The 18,395-nt window shown below is 70.0% G+C and carries 16 protein-coding genes; 7 read left to right on the top strand and 9 right to left on the bottom strand.

All coding sequences use genetic code 11. The features are described 5' to 3' along the window. Positions 1-39: 39 nt before the first annotated feature. The 3 genes from FRAEUI1C_RS22460 to FRAEUI1C_RS22450 all read left to right on the top strand — a co-directional run bounded on the left by FRAEUI1C_RS22460 (position 40) and on the right by FRAEUI1C_RS22450 (position 3,165). A complete protein-coding gene (locus FRAEUI1C_RS22460) occupies positions 40-1,677 on the top strand; it encodes an amino acid adenylation domain-containing protein (protein ID WP_497006524.1) in 1,638 nt (545 codons plus the stop codon). A 59-nt stretch (positions 1,678-1,736) separates the two neighbouring features. After that, entirely contained in the window at positions 1,737-2,738 is a 1,002-nt protein-coding gene (locus FRAEUI1C_RS22455) for an iron-siderophore ABC transporter substrate-binding protein (protein WP_157735017.1), read from the top strand. Between the two features lie 241 nt (positions 2,739-2,979). Beyond that, positions 2,980-3,165 (top strand): hypothetical protein, encoded by a 186-nt coding sequence (locus tag FRAEUI1C_RS22450; RefSeq protein WP_095522674.1) that lies wholly within the window; start codon positions 2,980-2,982, stop codon positions 3,163-3,165. Between the two features lie 7 nt (positions 3,166-3,172). Here FRAEUI1C_RS22450 and FRAEUI1C_RS22445 read toward each other — a convergent pair whose 3' ends face one another. The 4 genes from FRAEUI1C_RS22445 to FRAEUI1C_RS22430 form a co-directional block, all read right to left on the bottom strand. After that, entirely contained in the window at positions 3,173-3,943 is a 771-nt protein-coding gene (locus FRAEUI1C_RS22445; protein WP_013425637.1) for a GAF and ANTAR domain-containing protein, read from the bottom strand. A 52-nt stretch (positions 3,944-3,995) separates the two neighbouring features. Beyond that, positions 3,996-4,715, bottom strand: a complete 720-nt coding sequence (locus FRAEUI1C_RS22440) for an ANTAR domain-containing protein (protein WP_013425636.1) — start codon at positions 4,713-4,715, stop codon at positions 3,996-3,998. Then, the gene (locus FRAEUI1C_RS22435; protein WP_083819619.1) at positions 4,708-5,850 is read right to left on the bottom strand and encodes a fatty acid desaturase family protein; all 1,143 of its coding nucleotides are present in this window, start codon (positions 5,848-5,850) and stop codon (positions 4,708-4,710) included. Before FRAEUI1C_RS22435 ends, FRAEUI1C_RS22440 begins: the two co-directional genes overlap by 8 nt. Positions 5,851-6,138: 288 nt before the next feature. Further along, complete coding sequence (locus FRAEUI1C_RS22430) at positions 6,139-7,164, bottom strand: patatin-like phospholipase family protein (RefSeq protein WP_013425634.1); 1,026 nt, start codon at positions 7,162-7,164, stop codon at positions 6,139-6,141. A gap of 379 nt (positions 7,165-7,543) precedes the next feature. Between FRAEUI1C_RS22430 and FRAEUI1C_RS22425 the strand changes: the two genes are divergently transcribed. The 4 genes from FRAEUI1C_RS22425 (at position 7,544) to FRAEUI1C_RS37660 (ending at position 13,255) form a co-directional block, all read left to right on the top strand. Further along, positions 7,544-8,971, top strand: a complete 1,428-nt coding sequence (locus FRAEUI1C_RS22425; RefSeq protein ID WP_013425632.1) for a nitrate/nitrite transporter — start codon at positions 7,544-7,546, stop codon at positions 8,969-8,971. A gap of 76 nt (positions 8,972-9,047) precedes the next feature. Then, complete coding sequence (locus FRAEUI1C_RS22420) at positions 9,048-9,422, top strand: group I truncated hemoglobin (protein ID WP_013425631.1); 375 nt, start codon at positions 9,048-9,050, stop codon at positions 9,420-9,422. A 164-nt stretch (positions 9,423-9,586) separates the two neighbouring features. After that, positions 9,587-10,786, top strand: coding sequence for a lantibiotic dehydratase (locus tag FRAEUI1C_RS41970; RefSeq protein ID WP_368411116.1), 1,200 nt, complete (start codon positions 9,587-9,589; stop codon positions 10,784-10,786). A gap of 237 nt (positions 10,787-11,023) precedes the next feature. Further along, a complete protein-coding gene (locus FRAEUI1C_RS37660; protein WP_013425629.1) occupies positions 11,024-13,255 on the top strand; it encodes a protein kinase domain-containing protein in 2,232 nt (743 codons plus the stop codon). 60 nt (positions 13,256-13,315) lie between these two features. On the opposite strand, the gene FRAEUI1C_RS39710 is transcribed toward FRAEUI1C_RS37660, so the two are convergent. From FRAEUI1C_RS39710 to nirB, 5 genes are all read right to left on the bottom strand, one after another. Continuing rightward, positions 13,316-13,477, bottom strand: a complete 162-nt coding sequence (locus tag FRAEUI1C_RS39710) for a hypothetical protein (protein WP_157735016.1) — start codon at positions 13,475-13,477, stop codon at positions 13,316-13,318. 122 nt (positions 13,478-13,599) lie between these two features. After that, complete coding sequence (locus tag FRAEUI1C_RS22415) at positions 13,600-13,920, bottom strand: hypothetical protein (RefSeq protein WP_232425080.1); 321 nt, start codon at positions 13,918-13,920, stop codon at positions 13,600-13,602. A gap of 90 nt (positions 13,921-14,010) precedes the next feature. Beyond that, the gene (locus tag FRAEUI1C_RS22410) at positions 14,011-15,207 is read right to left on the bottom strand and encodes a uroporphyrinogen-III synthase (protein WP_013425626.1); all 1,197 of its coding nucleotides are present in this window, start codon (positions 15,205-15,207) and stop codon (positions 14,011-14,013) included. Continuing rightward, positions 15,204-15,578, bottom strand: a complete 375-nt coding sequence (nirD, locus tag FRAEUI1C_RS22405) for a nitrite reductase small subunit NirD (protein ID WP_013425625.1) — start codon at positions 15,576-15,578, stop codon at positions 15,204-15,206. Before nirD ends, FRAEUI1C_RS22410 begins: the two co-directional genes overlap by 4 nt. After that, a complete protein-coding gene (gene nirB / locus FRAEUI1C_RS22400) occupies positions 15,575-18,130 on the bottom strand; it encodes a nitrite reductase large subunit NirB (RefSeq protein ID WP_041261236.1) in 2,556 nt (851 codons plus the stop codon). Before nirB ends, nirD begins: the two co-directional genes overlap by 4 nt. Positions 18,131-18,395 lie beyond the last annotated feature (265 nt).

Below are 18,395 nucleotides of genomic sequence, written 5' to 3'. Positions count from 1 at the left end.
CGGCCGTACGCCGCGTTTCTTCTTCGCCGACAGATGGGAATGGTTGTGGGTTCGCGCTATGAGGACGACCTGGTGCCCGTCGGGAATGCCGGGGTGCGCACGGCGCTGGCGGACTGGAACGACTTCAGCGTGCCCGCGGCCACCACGACCGTCGCCGATCAGTTCACCGCCCAGGTCCGCAGGTCACCGGACGCGCCCGCGCTCGTGGCGCCGGAAGGTCGGCTGACCTACCGGGAACTCGGGACGCGGGTCTTTCAGCTCGCTCGGGCCCTGCGCGCCCGCGGCCTCGGCCCTGAGGACATCGTCGGCATCCGGCTGGTCCGGTCCGCGGAGATGGTCATCGCGGTGCTCGCCGTGCTGGCCGCCGGCGGCGCGTTCGTCCCGGTAGAACCGTCCTGGCCCGAGGCGCGCCGCCGCCAGGTGCTCGCCGAGGCGCGGGCACGGCTGATCGTGACCGACGCCGGGATCGCCCCTGGTGAGCTGGCCGACGGCCTTCCCGCGGTCCCGGCCAGCCTGGGTGCCTGGTCCTGGGACGGCGAGTCGGGCGAGCCGCTCGACCTGCCGATCCCGCCGGCCGGGCTCGCCTACGTGATGTTCACCTCCGGGTCGACCGGCACCCCGAAGGGGGCGATGATCCGTCAGGACGCCATCGCCGAGCGGCTGCGGTGGCAGGCGCGGGACCTGTTCGGTTTCGGGCCGGACGACGCGTCCCTGTTCAAGGCGCCGCTGTCGTTCGACATCTCCATCAACGAGATCCTGCTGCCTCTGGTCCGCGGCGGCCGGGTCATCGTCGCGGAGCCGGACGGGGAGATCGACCCGGGTTATCTGGTCGACCTGATCGAGCAGGAACGGGTCACCTTCGTCTATCTCGTCTCGTCGATGCTCGACATCATTCTGGAGGCGGCGGAAGGGACGTCGGCGCTCGCCTCGCTGCGTCATGTCTGGTGCGGGGGAGAGGTGCTGACTCCGGCGCTGTTCACCCGTTTCCGGGGCCAGCTCGGCACCGCGCTCTACCACGGCTACGGTCCAGCCGAAACGACGATCGGCGTTTCCCACGTCATCTATCGGGACAGCGCGGAACGCCTCGCCGCGTCGATCGGCCGGCCCAATCCGCACACCCAGCTGCACCTTCTCGACGACCAGTTGGCAGCCGTCGCGGACGGCGAGGTCGGCGAGCTCTATGTGGCCGGTTTCCTGCTCGGCCGTGGCTACGTGCACAACCCGGCGATGACCGCCGCGCGGTTCGTCGCCGACCCGTTCGCCGGCCCCCTTGTCGACGGTGGCGCGCGGATGTACCGGACCGGCGACCTCGCCCGCTGGAACGCCACCGCCGGCTGGCTGGAGTTCGTGGGCCGCGCCGACAACCAGGTGAAGATCCGCGGGATGCGGCTGGAGCTGGAGGAGGTCGAGGCCGCGCTGGCGGCGCACCCGTGGGTGCGCCGCGCCGCGGTCGTGCTCTCCCAGGACACCGCGGCCCCCCGGCTCCTCGCGTTCGTCGTCCCCGACACCGACCGCGTCGACACGGACAGGCCCGTCGCCGACGAGGTGCTGGCCTCGTGTTCCGCCCAGCTTCCCCCGTACATGGTGCCGAGCGTCGTGACGGTGCTCGACACGCTGCCGGTCACCGCGGGCGGCAAGATCGACCGCCGAGCGCTGACCCTCCCGAAGTTGTCCTGAAAACCACCACACCCCCGCGTGCCGTTGGCGCGCGGCCTGACCATGGAAACGAGAAGGCAGTGCGACACAGACTGAGACTCCTTGTGGCGGTGATCCTCGCCGTCACCGCGCTGGCCGCGGCGGCCGGCTGCGGCGGCAGCGGCAGCGGTGGCGACAGCGGCAGCGGGACGGCGCCGGCGAGCGCGGCGGCGGGCAGCTTCCCCGTCTCGCTGAAGAACAAGTTCGGCACGACGGTCGTCCCGGCCCAGCCGAAGCGGATCATCGCGCTCAGCTATGAGGAGGACACGCTGGCGACGCTCGGCATCACGCCGATCGCGTACGCGAAGAACGAGTACAAGCCCGACGGCGTCTTCCCCTGGCTGTCGGGCAAGATCGACCTGTCGAAGAGCACGGCCCTCGACACCGGCGGCGACCTGAACCTCGAGCAGATCGCCACGCTGCACCCGGACCTCATCCTGGCCACGAACTTCTACGGCCTGGCGGACTACTACGACCGGCTCTCGAAGATCGCGCCGACCGTGGGCTACACGGATGACGCCGGCCTCGCGACCTGGCAGGAGAACAGCACCATCATCGGCAAGGCCGTCGGTCGCGACGCCGACGAGCAGAAGGCGATCGCGGCGACCGAGAAGGCCATCCAGGACGTCAGGACGGACCTGCCCGGCCTGGCCGGCAAGACGTTCAGCTACTCCTTCTACTACGAGTCCGGCGGCCTGGCGGTGATCGACGACCCGAAGACGGTGTCGGTCCAGCTCTACTCCGAGCTCGGGATGAAGCTCGCGCCCGGCGTGACCGCCAACGTGGTGGACCGGGAGCTGAGCATGGAGAAGCTCGGCGCGCTCGACGCGGACTTCCTGCTGATCGGGTACGCGACGCCGGATCTGAAGACCGAGATGGACGCGAACAAGCTGTTCACCGACATCCCGGCCGTCAAGGCGGGACGGGTGCTGGAGGTCGACGCGTTCACCGCGGGCGCGGTCAACAACCCGACCATCCTCAACATCCCGTGGCAGCTGGAGCAGCTCAAGCCGGTCCTGGCCAAGGCCGCCGCCACCACCTGACCTGCCGTCCGCCGGGCTGATCGCGACGTCGTCGGTCAGCCTGGTGGACGGGCCCGGCGTAGGCTGGAGCTGTTGGCGAACAGTTGGCCCGGACGGGCTGCCGCGCCTCGCCATCGCGGTCCCGTTGAGCATCCTGACTCGACGTTGGGCACCTCGGTGGCTTTTCTCTGTGAAGGCCCTCATGTCCGCTCAGAACGGTTCCCCGCCTTCCGCGTCTCCGACTTCAACCACGTCGCCGGCCGTGCTCGGTAGCCAGTACGGCACCTGCGACGGCAAGGCCGCGCTCGCCAGGGAGACCAGCCCGGGCAGCTGGCAGGTCAAGGTGCACGACCCCAAGAGCCCGCTGGCGGGCCACGACGGCTGGGTGATGATCGGGCGCGACTGGCCGTCGCTCGCCGAGGCGTCCGCCGCCACCGGCCTGTCCTGAGCCCCGCCTAGGCCGCGGGCCCCTGGCCGGGCCGCTGTTGCGGCTGGCGCCGGGGCTGGGGGGCCAGCACGGCGGTGCTGTCGACCGTCCCGGCGACGACGTCGCGAGCCAGGTCGGTGAGGCGGGTGTTGGTGTTGCGGGCGTGGCGGCGCAGGCGGTCGAACGCCTCGTCCATGTCGAGGCGGCCGCGTTCCGCGAGGACCCCTTTGGCCTGCTCGATGACGATCCGGCTGGTGAGCGCGTTCTGCAACTGCTCGGCGAGCATCTCGCGGTGGCGGATCGCGCGTTCCTGCAGGATGGCGATCGTGGCCACGTCCGCGAGCGCCTGACCGACGCGGGCGTCGGCGTCGGCGAGCCGGCCGGGGCGGGCGCCGAACAGGTTCAACGTGCCGATCACGTCGTCGCGCAGCCGCATCGGCAGCGCGTGGACCGAGTGGTAGCCCGCCGCCAGCGTCTCGGCCGCGAAGATCGGCCAGCGGTCGGCGGCCACGGCGACGTCGGGGACGGAGACGGCCGTGCCCGTGCGGTAGGAGTCCAGGCACGGTCCCTGGTCGTGCTGGAGCTGGAACAGCTCGAGCAGCCGGCTGGTCTCCGACGAGGCCGCCACGACCTGCAGACTGCCGCGCTGGTCGGCCAGCAGCAGGCCGGCGGCCGCCACGTCGAGCAGGGTCACGCAGTGGTCGGCCAGCCGGTGCAGCAGGTCCGCGACGTCGTAGTCGGCGACCAGGCTGTCGGCCAGGCTGACGAACGCCTCACTCAGCTGCTGTTCGTGGACCACCTTCGTCCTCCACACCCGCCGTGACCGTCCCGCGAGGGGCTACCACACCCCATCATCCGGGCGGGCCTCCGTCGAGGCGCAGCCGGCGTGCTACCAGGTCACGGGCCGCCTCGTCGACCGTCTGCCCGGCGGCGTAGGCATGCGCGCGCAGCCGGACGAGGGCCTCCTGCGCGCCGACCCCGAGCTGCACCATCAGCATCCCGGTCGCCTGGTGGACCTCGGCCCGATACAGCCCGAGGGCGTCCGGAAGCAGCCCAGGTGACGGGCCAGGCGGGTCGTCCATCCGCGTGTCGAGGAGCGTCAGCGCGGCGACGTCGACGACGACCAGCGCGTCCGCCAGCGTGTCGTCGCCGAGCGGGCCGGGCCGAGCCCGCAGAAGGCCGAGAGCGCCCAGCCGGATCGCGCCGATCTGCAGCGGGAACGCGAAGACCGCCCGAAAGCCGGCGGCCAGGACGGCGGGGGCGAACATCGGCCAGCGACACCCGGACGGCCCGGCGAGGTCCGCGACGAGCACCGGGCGCCGGTCGTGGACCGCGTCCCAGCCGGGCCCCTCCCCGAGGGTGAACTGAAGATCGTCGAGGCGGGCCGTGATCGGGTCGCTCGCGCCGACATAGACCCGGACGGCGGCGTCGGACGTCACCGCGATCGAGGCCCCGTCCACCGGCAGGGCCGAGACGACGCCGACGCACAGCCGGTCCAGCGACGAGGCGTCCCCGGACTGGTCCGCCAGCAGGGACAGCAGCTCGCGGCGGAGCCGGCCCGGATCACTCACGCGCTCCCTGACTGGTACGCAGGCGCGGTGCGAGGCCGACGAGGTTCCCGGCCGTGACCAGCCTGTTCTCCCGGCCCGGATGCCGCGACGGCGCTCCGATCTCGTTCAGCCACCGCAGTACCTCGCCGTAGGAGCCCAGCACGCCGGCCTCCTGGTAGGCGAGACCGCGGGCCTCGCAGAACGCGCGGACCAGCGGCTGCGCCCGGCGCAGGCTCGGGCGCGGCATGCTCGGGAACAGGTGGTGCTCGATCTGGTAGTTCAGCCCGCCGAACACCAGGTCGGTGAGCCGGCCGCCACGGATGTTGCGCGCGGTCAGCACCTGCCGGCGCAGGAAATCCGGCTCGTCGCGGGCCAGGATGGGCATCCCCTTGTGGTTCGGGGCGAACGTGCAGCCCATGTACAGGCCGAACAGCGCCTGGTGGACGAGCACGAAGACCACCGCCCTGACCGGCGACAGGACGAGGGCGACGGCGGCCAGGTACGCGGTGAAGTGCACGGTCAGCAGCAGCGCCTCCACCACGGCGAGCCGCCCGCGCCGCCCGACGAGTTCCCGCACGCTCGCGACATGGAGGTTCAGCCCCTCCAGCAGCAGGATCGGGAAGAACAGGTAGGCCTGGTACGACGTCAGCAGCCGGCCCAGCCCACGGCGGCGGCCCGCGTCGGCGGGTGTGAAGACGAAGGCCCCCGCGCCGATGTCCGGATCCCGGTCGATCTGGTTGGGATGGCTGTGGTGCCGGTTGTGCTTGGCCAGCCACCAGCCGAAGCTCAGCCCGACCAGCAGGTTGCCGTGCAGCAGGCCCACGGCGTTGCTGGCCCGCCGGCCGCTGACGATCTGCCGATGCCCGGCGTCATGCCCGATGAAGGCGAACTGGGTGAACATCACCGCCAGGAACGCCGCGATGCCCAGCTGCCACCACGAGTTCCCCACCAGCACGAACGCCGCCCAGCCGGCGGCCAGCAGGCCGAGGTTCACCGCGATTCGCGCGCAGTACCAGCCCGGCCGTCGATCCAGCAGCGACGCGTGCCTGACCTGGCGGCCCAGCTCGCCGTACTCACTGCCCCGAGCGCCCGTCACCCCCACCGGGGACGGTTGCGCCGCGCGCAGTCCAGCAACGATCTCCGACGTCATGGTCATCCCTCTCAGCCGACCAACGCATCAGCGAGAGGGAACCCGGATAGGCGTACGGACCAGACCCGGACGAGAACACAGCCACGCTGACGTAGCACCTCCGAGGCTACGCCGCCAGCCCCGCCCCCGCCGGTCCGGCCAGCTCGGCCGGCTCTGCGGGTGGCCGGTGCTCTTGAAGCGCCTGGATCGCCGTTTCGGCCCTGGAATGGTCGTGGCTGCGACGTTTCCGCAACCACCCCAGGGCATAGACGGCGATCAAGACCGTCGTGGTCCCCGCGATACCGGGACGGAACGTCAGGCCAGGCCGGGGGCCGGGGCTGTGAGGGGGAGTCGCAGTGGTGCCGGCGGGGCGGCTGCCGCCGGTGCCTGGAGCGGGGTGGCATCGCGCAGCCAGGCCCGGGTGAGGCGGTAGCCGGCGGCCAGCAGCGCTCCGGTGCCGCGGAAGTCGAACGGGTTGACGATGGTCGTGCCCGGGGCGGGCAGCAGGTAGACGGTCCCATGGAGGGCGGACATGTCGGCCCGGGCCGCGTTGCCGAGGATCTGGTTGAGCGCGCGCAGCGCCAGCGCGAACGCCCCGTGCGGGACCGGCTCCGGCGTGGCGGCACCGGGGGTCGGGCCGACCGAGGGCAGCACGTAGGTCGTCATCGCGCCGAGGCTCTCGGCCTGGCGGACCGGGGTGTCCGCGCTGACCCCACCGTCGATGAGCCGCCGTCCGTCCAGGGTGACCGGCGGGAACACCCCCGGGTAGGCCGAGGTGGCCAGCAGGGCCTGGACCGTGTCGCCCTCCGAGAGCACCAGCGGATGCCCGGTCTCCAGGTCGGTGGTGACGACGTGCGCCGGGATCACGGTGTGCTCCAGCCGGGTGGCCACCAGGCCGCTCTCCAGCAGGTGGCGTAGCCCGGTGCTGGAGGCGAGCCCGTCCTGCCGGCCGATCAGGCCGCCCGCGAGCGCGCGCAGCGACAGCGGTGCCACGTCCTTGCGGCGCAGCGAGGTCCACACGGCGGCGACCCGCTCGATGCCCGCCACGGTCGGATCGGTCGCGTACGCCACCGCGTTGAGCGCGCCGGCCGAGGCGCCGACGACGAGATCCGGGACGATGCCCGCCTCGGTCAGCGCGCGCAGCATGCCGACCTGCGCCGCGGCGAGGCTGCCGCCGCCCTGGAAGACGAACGCGACCCGCCCGGCCACCTCGCCGGGCTCGGCCTGTTCTCTGCGGTCGTCGCCCGCGTCGCGGGGGCGGGCGTCGGTCGTGGGGCCGGCGTCGTCCCGCGGCGGGACCGAGGAAAACGACGGCTGCGACGGAAGCAGCGGAGCGGTCATCGGACCTCCCGGGCATGTTCAGTGGCCTGAAGGTCCGCTGCCCCGCCTGGAGGGCACCGCGCCCAAAGCCAATGTCAGGCTATGACAATCTCCCCAACGCAGACACCCCCGTGCGGTATGCCACATCACTGGTAGACGTCATCCCGGTGCTGTCCGTGGTGGTTCAGTCCGAGGATCGCGCGTCCCGCCGGTCCGATCAAGCCCTGGCCGAACGGTGCGCGACGGCCTTCGAGAGCTGATGGCCGGAGGGTTGGCGAGATCTCTCCGGGCGCTCTCTCGGCCGGTGCGGGAAACGTTTCCTCGGCGTCGCCAGTCACGAATGGTGGGGCAACCGCGGGTTCCTAACGTCCGTGCCAAGCCGTCTCAGAGGCTGCCACGGATGGGAAGGACCCTGATGACGACCGTCACGACAACGACCACACCGGAGTCGACACCCGCCGAGGACGGCGAGCGCCGTGGCCGATGGCTCACGGACTGGCGACCGGAGGACGAAAGTTTCTGGCGCCTGGGCGGGGCCCGGATCGCCCGGCGCAACCTGCTGCTCTCGGTGTTCAGCGAGCACATCGGGTTCTCGGTGTGGAGCCTGTGGTCGGTGTTCGTGCTGTTCCTGACGCCGGCCTACGGGCTGTCCGCCGACCCCAAGCACGCGGCGGCCGAGAAGTTCCTGCTCACGACGCTGCCGACCGCGCTCGGGGCCGGTGTCCGGCTGCCCTACACGTTCGCGGTGGCGAAGTTCGGCGGCCGTAACTGGACCATCGTCAGCGCCGCGGCGCTGCTGATCCCGACGATCGTCACCGCGGCGCTGCTGCGCCCGGGCATCTCGTTCGGCACGCTGCTGCTGCTGGCGGCCCTGGCCGGCGTGGGCGGCGGCAACTTCGCCTCCTCGATGGCCAACATCAACTCCTTCTACCCGCAGCGGCTCAAGGGCCGGGCGCTGGGCCTGAACGCGGGCGGCGGCAACATCGGGGTGGCGGCGGTGCAGCTGATCGGGCTGGCCGTGCTGGCAACGGCCGGCAAGGGCCATCCCCGGGTGATGCTGGCGATCTACATCCCGCTGATCGTGCTGGCGGCCCTGGCCGCGGCGCTGTGGATGGACAACATCGCCCACGTCCGCGCCGACAAGCACGCGATGCGCGACGCCTGCCGCCATGCCGACACCTGGATCGTGTCAGTCCTTTACATCGGGACGTTCGGGTCGTTCATCGGGTTCGGCTTCGCCTTCGGCCAGGTGCTGCAGAACCAGTTCGGCACCCACTTCATGACCGGTACGAAGGTCGACCCCGTCAAGATCGCCTACCTGACCTTCCTCGGCCCGCTGGTCGGCTCGCTGATCCGCCCGGTCGGCGGCTGGCTGGCCGACCGGATCGGCGGCGCCCGCACGACGCTGTGGAACTTCGCCCTGATGGCCGTCGCCGCCGCGATCGTGCTGACCGCCTCCCGGGAGAAGTCGCTGCCGCTGTTCTACGTGGGCTTCCTGGCCCTGTTCGTGCTGTCGGGCGTCGGCAACGGCTCGACCTACAAGATGATCCCGGCGATCTTCCGAGGCCGGGCCGGCGCCGCGGCGGACGCGGACCCGGCGGCGGTCGAACACGAGTCCCGGCGGCTGTCCAACGCCGTCATCGGCATCGCCGGCGCGATCGGCGCCTTCGGCGGGGTACTGGTCAACCTGGCGTTCCGCGAGTCCTTCCTGAACTACGGCACCGGCGACGGCGCCTACATCGCGTTCATCGCCTACTACCTGCTCTGCGGCGCCCTGACCTGGGCGGTTTACCTGCGCGCCGCCAGCCGACGCGGCGTTGTGATCTAGCCGATCGACAATCACCCCTGGGGCCCGGCTGGTGCCGGGCCCCAGCGGCATCCACTGTGCGAATAGGGGAGAGCACATGAGCATCTACGACTCGATCGGCGGGGCACCGGCCGTCCAGGCAGCCGTCGAGGACTTCTACACCCGCGTGCTGGCCGACCCGGGTCTCGCGCCCTTCTTCACGGACACCGACCTGGCCCGGCTGAAGTCACACCAGCGGTCCTTCATCGCCGCGGCGATCGGCGGTTCGGAGATCTACGCCGGCCGGGACATGGCCGCCGCCCACGCCGGTCTGAACATCACCGACGCCGACTTCGACGCCGTGGTCGGCCACCTGGTCGAGACGCTGACCGGGCTGGGCGTGCCGGCGGAGACGATCGGCCAGATCGGCGGCGCGCTCGCGCCCCTGCGCGGCGACATCGTCACCGCCGCCCCGGCCGAGTCGGCCGGGTAGCCCGCGCCGCCGTGACCGGTGCCAGTCGCGACCAGGCCGGCCCGTCGGTGGCGTGGTACTCCTCGCCCCCGGCGGCCGGCCTCGGATCGCGCCAACGCTCTAAAATCCTCCGGGCGCCGGTCCCCGCCCGGCGCCCCGCGTGAAGCGCTCGGCATCCGGCCTTCATGATCGCCGTTTCGGCCCTCCAGTGGTCGTCGCCGGGGCCGTTCCGTAGCCATCAGAGGGCCAAAACACCGATCAAGGCGACAGCCAGACTTGGCGGCGACGGCGTCAGCCGGTCGGACTCGGGATCGCGCCCTGGACCGAGGATGTGGCGGCGCGGCGGGCGACGCGGCGCGCGCCTCAGCTGCCACCCAGCGTCATCACGTGGCTGCCCCCCGACTGCCGTACCTGCCGGGGTCCGCTACCGGCGCACGATCCTGTCTCCACCGCGGTGGCTACTCGACGCCACCCAGTACCCCGGCGGCCGCGCGCCCGACGCCGCGTGGGAGAAGGCGCTTGCCGACTGGCGGGGAGTGCTGGCGAGTCCCAGACCATGTCGCGCTCGTCGACCACCACGGGCGCCAGCCCGTCGATCTCCGTCACCCGGTCCACCGGCACCTGTCGCGCAGCCGTCTTCAGCTCGCTGGACAGCTGGAACTGTGCGAGACCGCGTCGCCCGACCAACTCGGCTGGATCGGGCACGCCCACGAACTACTCTTACCGCTGACCCACGTCGAACGGAACCTCGTCCCGGCGGCGCTCAGACGCCAGCAGTGAGACCGTTGGCGGCCGCCGCGCTCAACCTTCCGGCGGTCTCGCGGGTCGTCGCGGCCCGGTTCTACTCCCATCCGGCTCGCCTGCTGGCGCCTGCGACTCCAGCCGACCCGGCCAGACTCGTCCGCCTGGATCGAAACCGTGCTCGACAGCCTCACGGCGCAAGGTCCCTGGGGAACTGGTGGCCCGGGATCTACGAGCCGGAACCGCCGCGTTCGGCGGCGACGGGGGCCATGGACGTCGGACACGCGCTGTTCACTGCCGACAGCTTTGGCGTCCTTAGTCTGGCCGCTGTGGGTGGGGGCTCGGCCTCCGTGAGCTGTCGCTGGTGCTCACCAGCGCCTTCGCGCTCTGGCGGTCTGGAGTGGTACGCACCCGGCGACCGGTTCGACTGTGTCTGCATTGATCGACCGCTGCCCCGCGATGTCCTCAGCGAGAAACTCACCTCCTCTGCTAAACGCTGGCCGTGCTGCTGCGCGCCGACCTCACGGCCGGCGGCCCGGTATTCGGCGGCAACGGGCCCGCCGCAGCCCACGCCAACTGGACCGACGCCCGCGACACAGCCAACCGGACACTTGGCTAGCCTTCCCGCCCGCGCCCGGCGCTGATCTGCTGCTCGACCGATTCCCCCCGTCGCTCACTACGCCGCAGCCTTCCGAGTTACTCGATTTGAGATCAAGAAGCGGCGCTGCGCGACCGTTGCGTGCGGCCCTGGCGGCCGTGCTCGCCGGCGCGTCGGGTCGTCCCCCTCTCGTAGGTCCGTCCGACTCAGGCACCCAGTGATCCCGACCTAATCGTCAGGAGTAGCATTAGGAGCTGACGTCGCTACCGTCTAGGGGGAATTCGTGAGCCGTCATGCAATCGTTGTCGGGGTGGACGCTTATCCAGAGTTTCCATTAGAAGGTTGCGTTAATGACGCCACCGATATTGCGACCTGCCTTGAAATTGAGAACTACGGCTTTACGGTGACGCTCCTGACGGACGGCGATGCCACTCGGGACAATGTTAAGGATGCGCTTGGTGAACGGACCTACGAAGGAGATGGTGGCGACTTCCTGCTCTTCTATTTTGCTGGTCATGGCGTCGGATTCGGCGACGCTGGTTACCTCGTCACCATCGATGAGAAGCGCTTTGAACCCGGCATCTCTCTCTCAGAGCTTTCGAGATTCATGGATGCCGCGAGTTCGCGCTACAACCATGTAATCGCGATCCTCGATTGCTGCCACTCGGGCCTCGTGTTTAACGAGGCAGGTCGACGACCGCTGACGGGCAGCGATATTGACCAGGAGATACCGACCATCAATGAAAGTAGGTGTGTCCTCGCAGCCTGCCGTGGGCACGAAGAGGCTCAGGAAATCGATGGACACGGCGTCTTCACCGCCGCCCTGCTGGATGGACTTTTGGGGGATGCCGTCGGTTATCACGGCGAGGTATCTCTACTTCGACTTGCGGAATACGCGTTCAATGCCGTGCCCGCTTCAATGCAGACACCGGTCTTCAAGGGCGACGTTACGGGAACGGTAATTCTCGGAGTGGGGTTTCCCGAACGAATGGGCCCGCCCATTGGGCGCAATGAACTAGAGATGACCCTTGCCAAGGCCCAGGCATTTGTTGATGAGCACTACAACCTGCAGCAGACCGAGTTCAGGAATCGAGAGAGAAAGCTCCGGTCTGGCGTGAAGGTCTGCGCCAGTGATCTTGAAGGAAAGATCAGATGGTTCCGAGACACAGAGACGGCGCTGCCCGACCTTCTCCGCGACCCGACATGGTCGGCCCTGCAGGCACGGATGTCAGACTTTCAGAAGGTGCTTGCAGGCATCGAGCCCACCATGCGGACGGTGCACGGCCTTGTGACGGACCGCATCGGCCAGGGCGGTTACGGCCAGGTTTGGAGGGCGAGGCGCGATGATGGGGAGACTGTCGCGCTCAAGATCTTCCATGGCAACGAACTCGGCGACGAGACCAAAGTAAAGCGTTTCCGTCGTGGCTTCGACGCGATGCGGATGCTGGAGCACCCGAGGATTGTTAACGTACGCGACCTGACCTACGCTCCGTACGCATTCACAATGGATTATATTGACGGCAATGACCTAAGGAAGACATACTTCGAGGACGACCCGTCGATCGTACTGCGACTGCTAGTCGAGATCGCGGAGACCGTCCAGTACGCTCACTCTCGCAAAATTTTACATCGGGACATCAAACCGGAGAACATCATCGTCGTTCTCGAAGGCGACGACCTGCGACCGGTGCCATATCTTACCGATTTCGATCTTGCGTATCACGAGACGAATCGAACGGCGACGAGCGAGATGGTCGGCGGAGTGCTGAACTATGCTCCACCCGAACAAATTACGCAGCCGAATGCCGCTGCTGCGCGTGCGGCCACCGTCGACATTTATAGTCTTGCTCAGCTTATGTTCTTTATCATCGTACGAGCAGATCCACGTGCGTACGACATCCAGACTAATCTTCGGGAACTCACCAAGAAACTGAATTCTTGGACCGATGACCAAGCTGCCGAGCCCCTAGTCGAACTTTATAGACGGGCGACCGACGCTGATCCTTCAAAACGCCCCCAGTCAATGGTTGAGGTGGCGACACTCCTCACTCGCTCGCAGGCTCGGGTGATGGCGATGAGCGGAAACGACGCGATTCCTGAAGACGAGTTCTGCCGGAGGATCGCGATGCTGAGCGTGGGCCTTGGGAAGTTCACTGCCACCAATCGCGAAGCCAGCTTTTCCAGTCTCTCTGGGCAAGTCTCCGTGGTTGTACGACTAAAGAGCGTCGAAGTTTCGCGGAACGGCCATGAACTGCCCGTTCTCGAAATTGAGTTTGCGGTTACTGACAAGATTCCCGTACCTAGCCTAAAGTCAGGTTCCGCAGGTCGACAAGCCATCAATAATCGTCTCCTGAAAATCATAAGAAGATTCCCAAATGTGAGCCACATGCCGGGCTCGAAGGGCAGTTACCAAGTATTTATCAACGTGAAGGGTCTGCCATTTTCGATCGGCGGCGCGACTGACGCGAGGCATATAGTCGGAGAGATTATTGCGGGTATCGAGGCTTGGGGATAGTCGTCCGTATCGCAGACCTGCGAGCACAGGGACGGCGGCAGCGCCTTCGGCTTGCAATCGTTAGCTGAGAGCGTGCGCATTGGTCAGCTTCTCGCGGTCTCCGGTGATGCCATTGGAAGCGACGACAACTGCCAGCTCCGCACTGTGTGTGGCCAGGGTGTTGACGAAATATCCGAGCGTCTTACTGTCGACGGGCGCGGACCAGTGCTTGCGCTCGACCAAGATCATATTCGGTGGCGGGCAGAAGCCCTCCGGGCGCTTCAGGTTGCCGATAGCGAGGTCGATTTCCTCTGCGCGTAGCGAGATCCTCCACCACCAGATCCTCTGCCTTCCCCCATCGACGATCAGCGGCGCCGCATGCCGAACTGCTCCGTGGCCAGGCTGCGGGACTCGTCCTCGCCGAGCCATCGCAGGGCATAGGTCTCGTCGATCAGCCGGAACCGGCCGAGGTCCCAGTCGTCAAGTTCCCCCGGAAGGTCGTCGGGCCACACGATCGTGTCCGTGAACGGAAAGTCGGTGCCCGGCAGCGCCAGGTAGAGCATCGCTCCATGGCGAACCTCGGCCCACCGACGCCACCACAGGGCACCGCCCGTTTGTATCGAGTAGACGTCCGGCACGACGAGCAGGTACCCGATCGGGTCGGGGCCATCGAAGATCCGTGCCACTCGGTAGCTGTACCGCGTCAAGCGCGGGTGTGGCTCGGGCGACTCGTGCCGCGGACGCCAAGGCACGGTCGGTTCGGGCCGCGGGCTTGTTCAGTACCGCCAGTGCCCGTCGCGGCTGCTCGCTCGTTCGGGCTCGTAGGCGAGCCGGTAACCGCGCTTGACCACCGTCAGCACGATCCGCGGGTCCCCGAGCGCCGCCCGCAGCCGCCCGACCGCGACCTCCACCGCATGCTCGTCCCCGCCATCCCCCGGAGTGAGCCCCAACAGATCACGACGCGACACGACCTGACCAGGCCTGGCGATCAGCTGGCGCAACAGCGCCATGCTCGCGCTGCTGAGCGGCACCAGCCGCCCATCGACCGCCACAGCGTGCCCACGCACGTCGAGCAGATGCCCGGCCGCCGGCACCAGCTGCCCCTGCCGGGCCGGAACCTGCTCTACGATCTCCCGCGCCAGCGCCCCGAGCCGGCTGCGCCCCGGCTGTACGACGGGAATGTCCTCACGCACCAGCGGCCCGGCCGTCACCGGGCCCACGCAGGCCGCCAACACCGGCCCGCGCAGCGCGGCCCGCACGGCCGGACCGCAGTCCCGCTGGTCGGCGGTCTGCAGGAAGCTGACCGCCGCCGGAGCGCTGGTGAAGGCGACCGCGTCGACCCCGCCGGTCGCCACGGTGTCCAGGAGCCGGTAGAGCGGCGCCGGGTCGTCCGGCGGCACCCACCGGTAGACGGGGACCTCGATGACGTCGGCGCCGGCCAGCCGCAGTGTGTCGACCAGGTCCCGCAGCGGCTCGCCGTGCAGCTGGACGGCGATCCGCTTCCCGCTCAGGTCGTCGCCGGACATCAGGTAGTCGAGGACCTCGCTGGATGACTCCGACTCCGGCGACCAGGTCTCGCGCAGGCCGCCGGCCCGGATCGCGCCGCGGGCCTTCGGGCCGCGGGCGAGGACGGTGGCCGCGTCGACGGCCTCGGTGAGCTTCTCGGCCAGGCCCCAGGTCTCGGCGGCGTCCATCCAGCCGCGGAACCCGATCCCGGTCGTCGCGACGACGACGTCCAGCGGCGCGGCCAGGCAGCGCTCGGTGGCCTGGAGCAGCTCGCTGTCGTCGGCCAGGGGCACGATCTGGATGGCCGGGGCGTAGACGACCTTGGCGCCGCGCCGTTCGAGCGCGGCCCCGAGTTCCTTGCGGCGGCGGGCGGCGGTGATGCCGATCGTGTAGCCGGCCAGTGGTTCCAGGGGTTCTGCCGGCGAAGTCTCCGCAGTCGGCCCGGCGTCGGTGGCGGCCGGGGTCACGGGCCCGGGGTCCAGATCTCGATCAGCCCGGCGCGGTCGCGGACCGGGTAGCTGGCGACGGCGACGGACGGGTCGTCGAGGCAGGCGCCGGTGCGCAGGTCGAAGACCTGCTTGTGCAGCGGCGACGCGACGGTGGGGACGTCGCCGCGGCTGCCGACGATGCCGCGGGCGAGGACGTGCACGCCGGTGAACGGGTCGCGGTTGTCGACCGCGTAGAGCGTGCCGTCGAAGGTGCGGAACACCGCGACCTGAAGCTCACCGATCAGTGCCGCCGCGCCGCGCTCGGTCAGCAGGGCGGCGCCGCGGCAGACCGGCGTCCACGTGCCGGCGAGGGCGGGCACGCCGGCCGGATGCGTTACGGGCGCGGTCACCGGGAGACCTCCAGGGGGACGTCGGCCCTGCGGGCCGGTGTCGGCAGCGGGGTGGGGCGGGGCTGGCCGCGCTCGGTGACGAAGGTGATGGTCGGGTCGGGGGCGTCGGGGGCGTTGACGAACGAGACGAAGCGGCCCAGCATCTGCGGGTCGTCCAGGACGGCCGCCCACTCGTCCTGGTAGCGCTCGACGTGGCGGGCCATCGCCTCGTCGAGCTCGGTGGCGATCCCCAGCGAGTCCTCGACCAGGACCGCGCGCAGGTAGGCCAGCCCGTCGACCCCGTCCCGGGACAGCGACTCGACCCAGCCGGCCGTCCGCTGCAGCCGGTCGGCGGTGCGGACGTAGAACATGATGAACCGGTCGATGGTGCGGACCAGGGTCTCGGTGTCGACGTCGGTGAGCAGCAGGTCGGCGTGCCGGGGCCGGAAGCCGCCGTTGCCGCCGACGTAGAGGTTCCAGCCGTTCTCGGTGGCGATCACGCCGATGTCCTTCGACTGGGCCTCGGCGCATTCGCGGGCACAGCCGGACACCCCTGCCTTGATCTTGTGCGGGGAGCGGATGCCCCGGTAGCGCAGCTCCAGCTCGATGGCCAGGCCGACGGAGTCTCGGACCCCGTAGCGGCACCACGTAGAGCCCACGCACGACTTCACCGTACGCAGAGCTTTGCCGTAGGCGTGCCCCGACTCGAACCCGGCGTCGACGAGACGGGTCCAGATGGCGGGCAGCTGCTCCAGGCGGGCGCCGAGCAGGTCGATGCGCTGGCCGCCGGTGATCTTCGTGTAGAGGTGGAAGTCACGGGCGACCTCGCCCAGCACGATCAGCTTCTCCGGGGTGATCTCCCCGCCCGGCACCCGGGGCACGACCGAGTAGGTGCCGTTGCGCTGGATGTTGGCCAGCACGTGGTCGTTGCTGTCCTGCAGGGCGGCCTGCTCGCCGGCCAGGATGTGGCCGTGCTCGAGGCTCGCCAGGATCGAGGCGACGACCGGCTTGCAGATGTCGCAGCCGCGGCCCCGGCCGTGGCGTTCGACCAGCTCGGTGAACGTCGCGATGCCCTCGACGCGGACCAGCTCGAACAGCTCGGCCCGGGTCTGGTCGAAGTGCTCGCACAGCGAGGTGCTGACCGCGACGCCGGATTCGGCCAGCAGGCTTTTCAGCAGTGGCACGCACGACCCGCATCCGGTCCCGGCCTTCGTGCACGCCTTGAGGCCGGCGACGTCGGTCAGGCCCTCCGTGGTAATCGCGGTGTCGATCGCGGCCCGGGTGACCGCGTGACACGAGCACACCTGGGCATCGGGAGGCAGCGCCCCGGCGCCGACCTCGGTGCCGCCCGGGGCGATCATCGCGACCGGGTCGCCCGGCAGCGGCCGCCCGACCAGCGGCCGCAGGCTCGCGTACCGGGACGCGTCGCCGACCAGCACGCCGCCGAGCAGCGTCGTGGCGTCGTCGGACACGACGAGCTTCGCGTAGCTGCGCCGGACCGGGTCGTTCAGCGTCACCTCCAGCGCGCCGGGGGTGGCGGCCAGCGCGTCGCCGAAGCTCGCGACGTCGACGCCGAGCAGCTTCAGCTTCGTGGAGATGTCGGCGCCGGCGAAGGCCGCGGCGCCGCCGAGCAGCCGGTCGGCCAGCACCTCGGCCATCGCGTAGCCGGGCGCGACGAGCCCGTAGACCCGCCCGGCGATGCACGCGCACTCGCCGATCGCGAAGATCGCCTCGTCGGCGGTGCGGCAGGCGTCGTCGACGACGACCCCGCCGCGTTCGCCGACCGGCAGGCCGGCGGCGCGGGCCAGCTGGTCGCGGGGCCGGATCCCGGCGGAGAACACCACCAGGTCCAGGTCCAGCTCGGTGCCGTTGGTGAGCGTCGCCAGCATCCGGCCGTCGCGCTCCTGGGCGATGGAGCTCACCGACGTGCCCAGGTGCACGGTGACGTCGAGGTCCTCGATCAGCTCCCGCAGCAGCGCGCCGCCGCCCTCGTCGACCTGCAGCGGCATCAGCCGTGGCGCCAGCTCCACGACGTGGGGGGACATCCCGAGCAGCCGCAGCGCCCGCGCCGCCTCCAGCCCGAGCAGACCCCCGCCGATCACCAGGCCGGCCCGCCGGCCCCGGGTGTGGGTCCTCGCGTGGGTGGCCGCCGCGCGGATCGCGTCCAGGTCCTCCAGGGTGCGGTACACGAAGCAGCCGGCCAGGTCCCGGCCGGGCACGGGCGGCACGAACGGGAACGAGCCGGTCGCGAGCACGAGTGCGTCGTAGCCCAGCACCCGGCCGCGGCTGGTGGTGACCGTCCGGGCGGCCCGGTCGACGTCGACGGCGGTCTCGTCGAGGTGCAGGGCGTAGCCGGGGGTCTCGTAGCAGCCGGGCTCGACCAGGTCCAGCTCGGCCGCGCTGGCGCCGTCGAAATAGGAGGACAGCGCGACCCGGTCGTAGGCCCGCCGCGGTTCCTCGGACAGCACGGTGACCTGCCAGCGCCGGTCGGTGTCCCGTTCCCGCAGTGCCTCGACCAGGCGCTGCCCGACCATGCCGTTGCCGACGACGAGCAGCCGCCCGCCGGTGGGCATCGGCGCCGCCGTCGGATCCGCGGCCCCGCCCCGCTCCCCTGGACGCCGGGCGCCCGGCCCGCGGCCGGTCATCGGCGGGTCTCCGGCTGGCTACCGTCCTGTGCGCCCGTCGCCCGAAGCCGGAGCGAGCCGGACTTGCTGGGTCGGTCGGACGGGCTGGTGGGCACGCTCCATGACTCCTCGGGCATGCCTTGACTGTGCGGGCGGTGCGTTAGCTGGACGGTTCACACCCGTTACGTGCGCGAGACGTCTCCCTCTCCATCGC

The sequence above is a fragment of the Pseudofrankia inefficax genome, from assembly GCF_000166135.1.
GTDB classification, from domain to species: Bacteria; Actinomycetota; Actinomycetes; order Frankiales; family Frankiaceae; genus Pseudofrankia; species Pseudofrankia inefficax.
The sequence above is the reverse complement of the archived record's forward strand: the minus strand, read 5'-3'. Positions and strand labels throughout refer to the sequence as shown.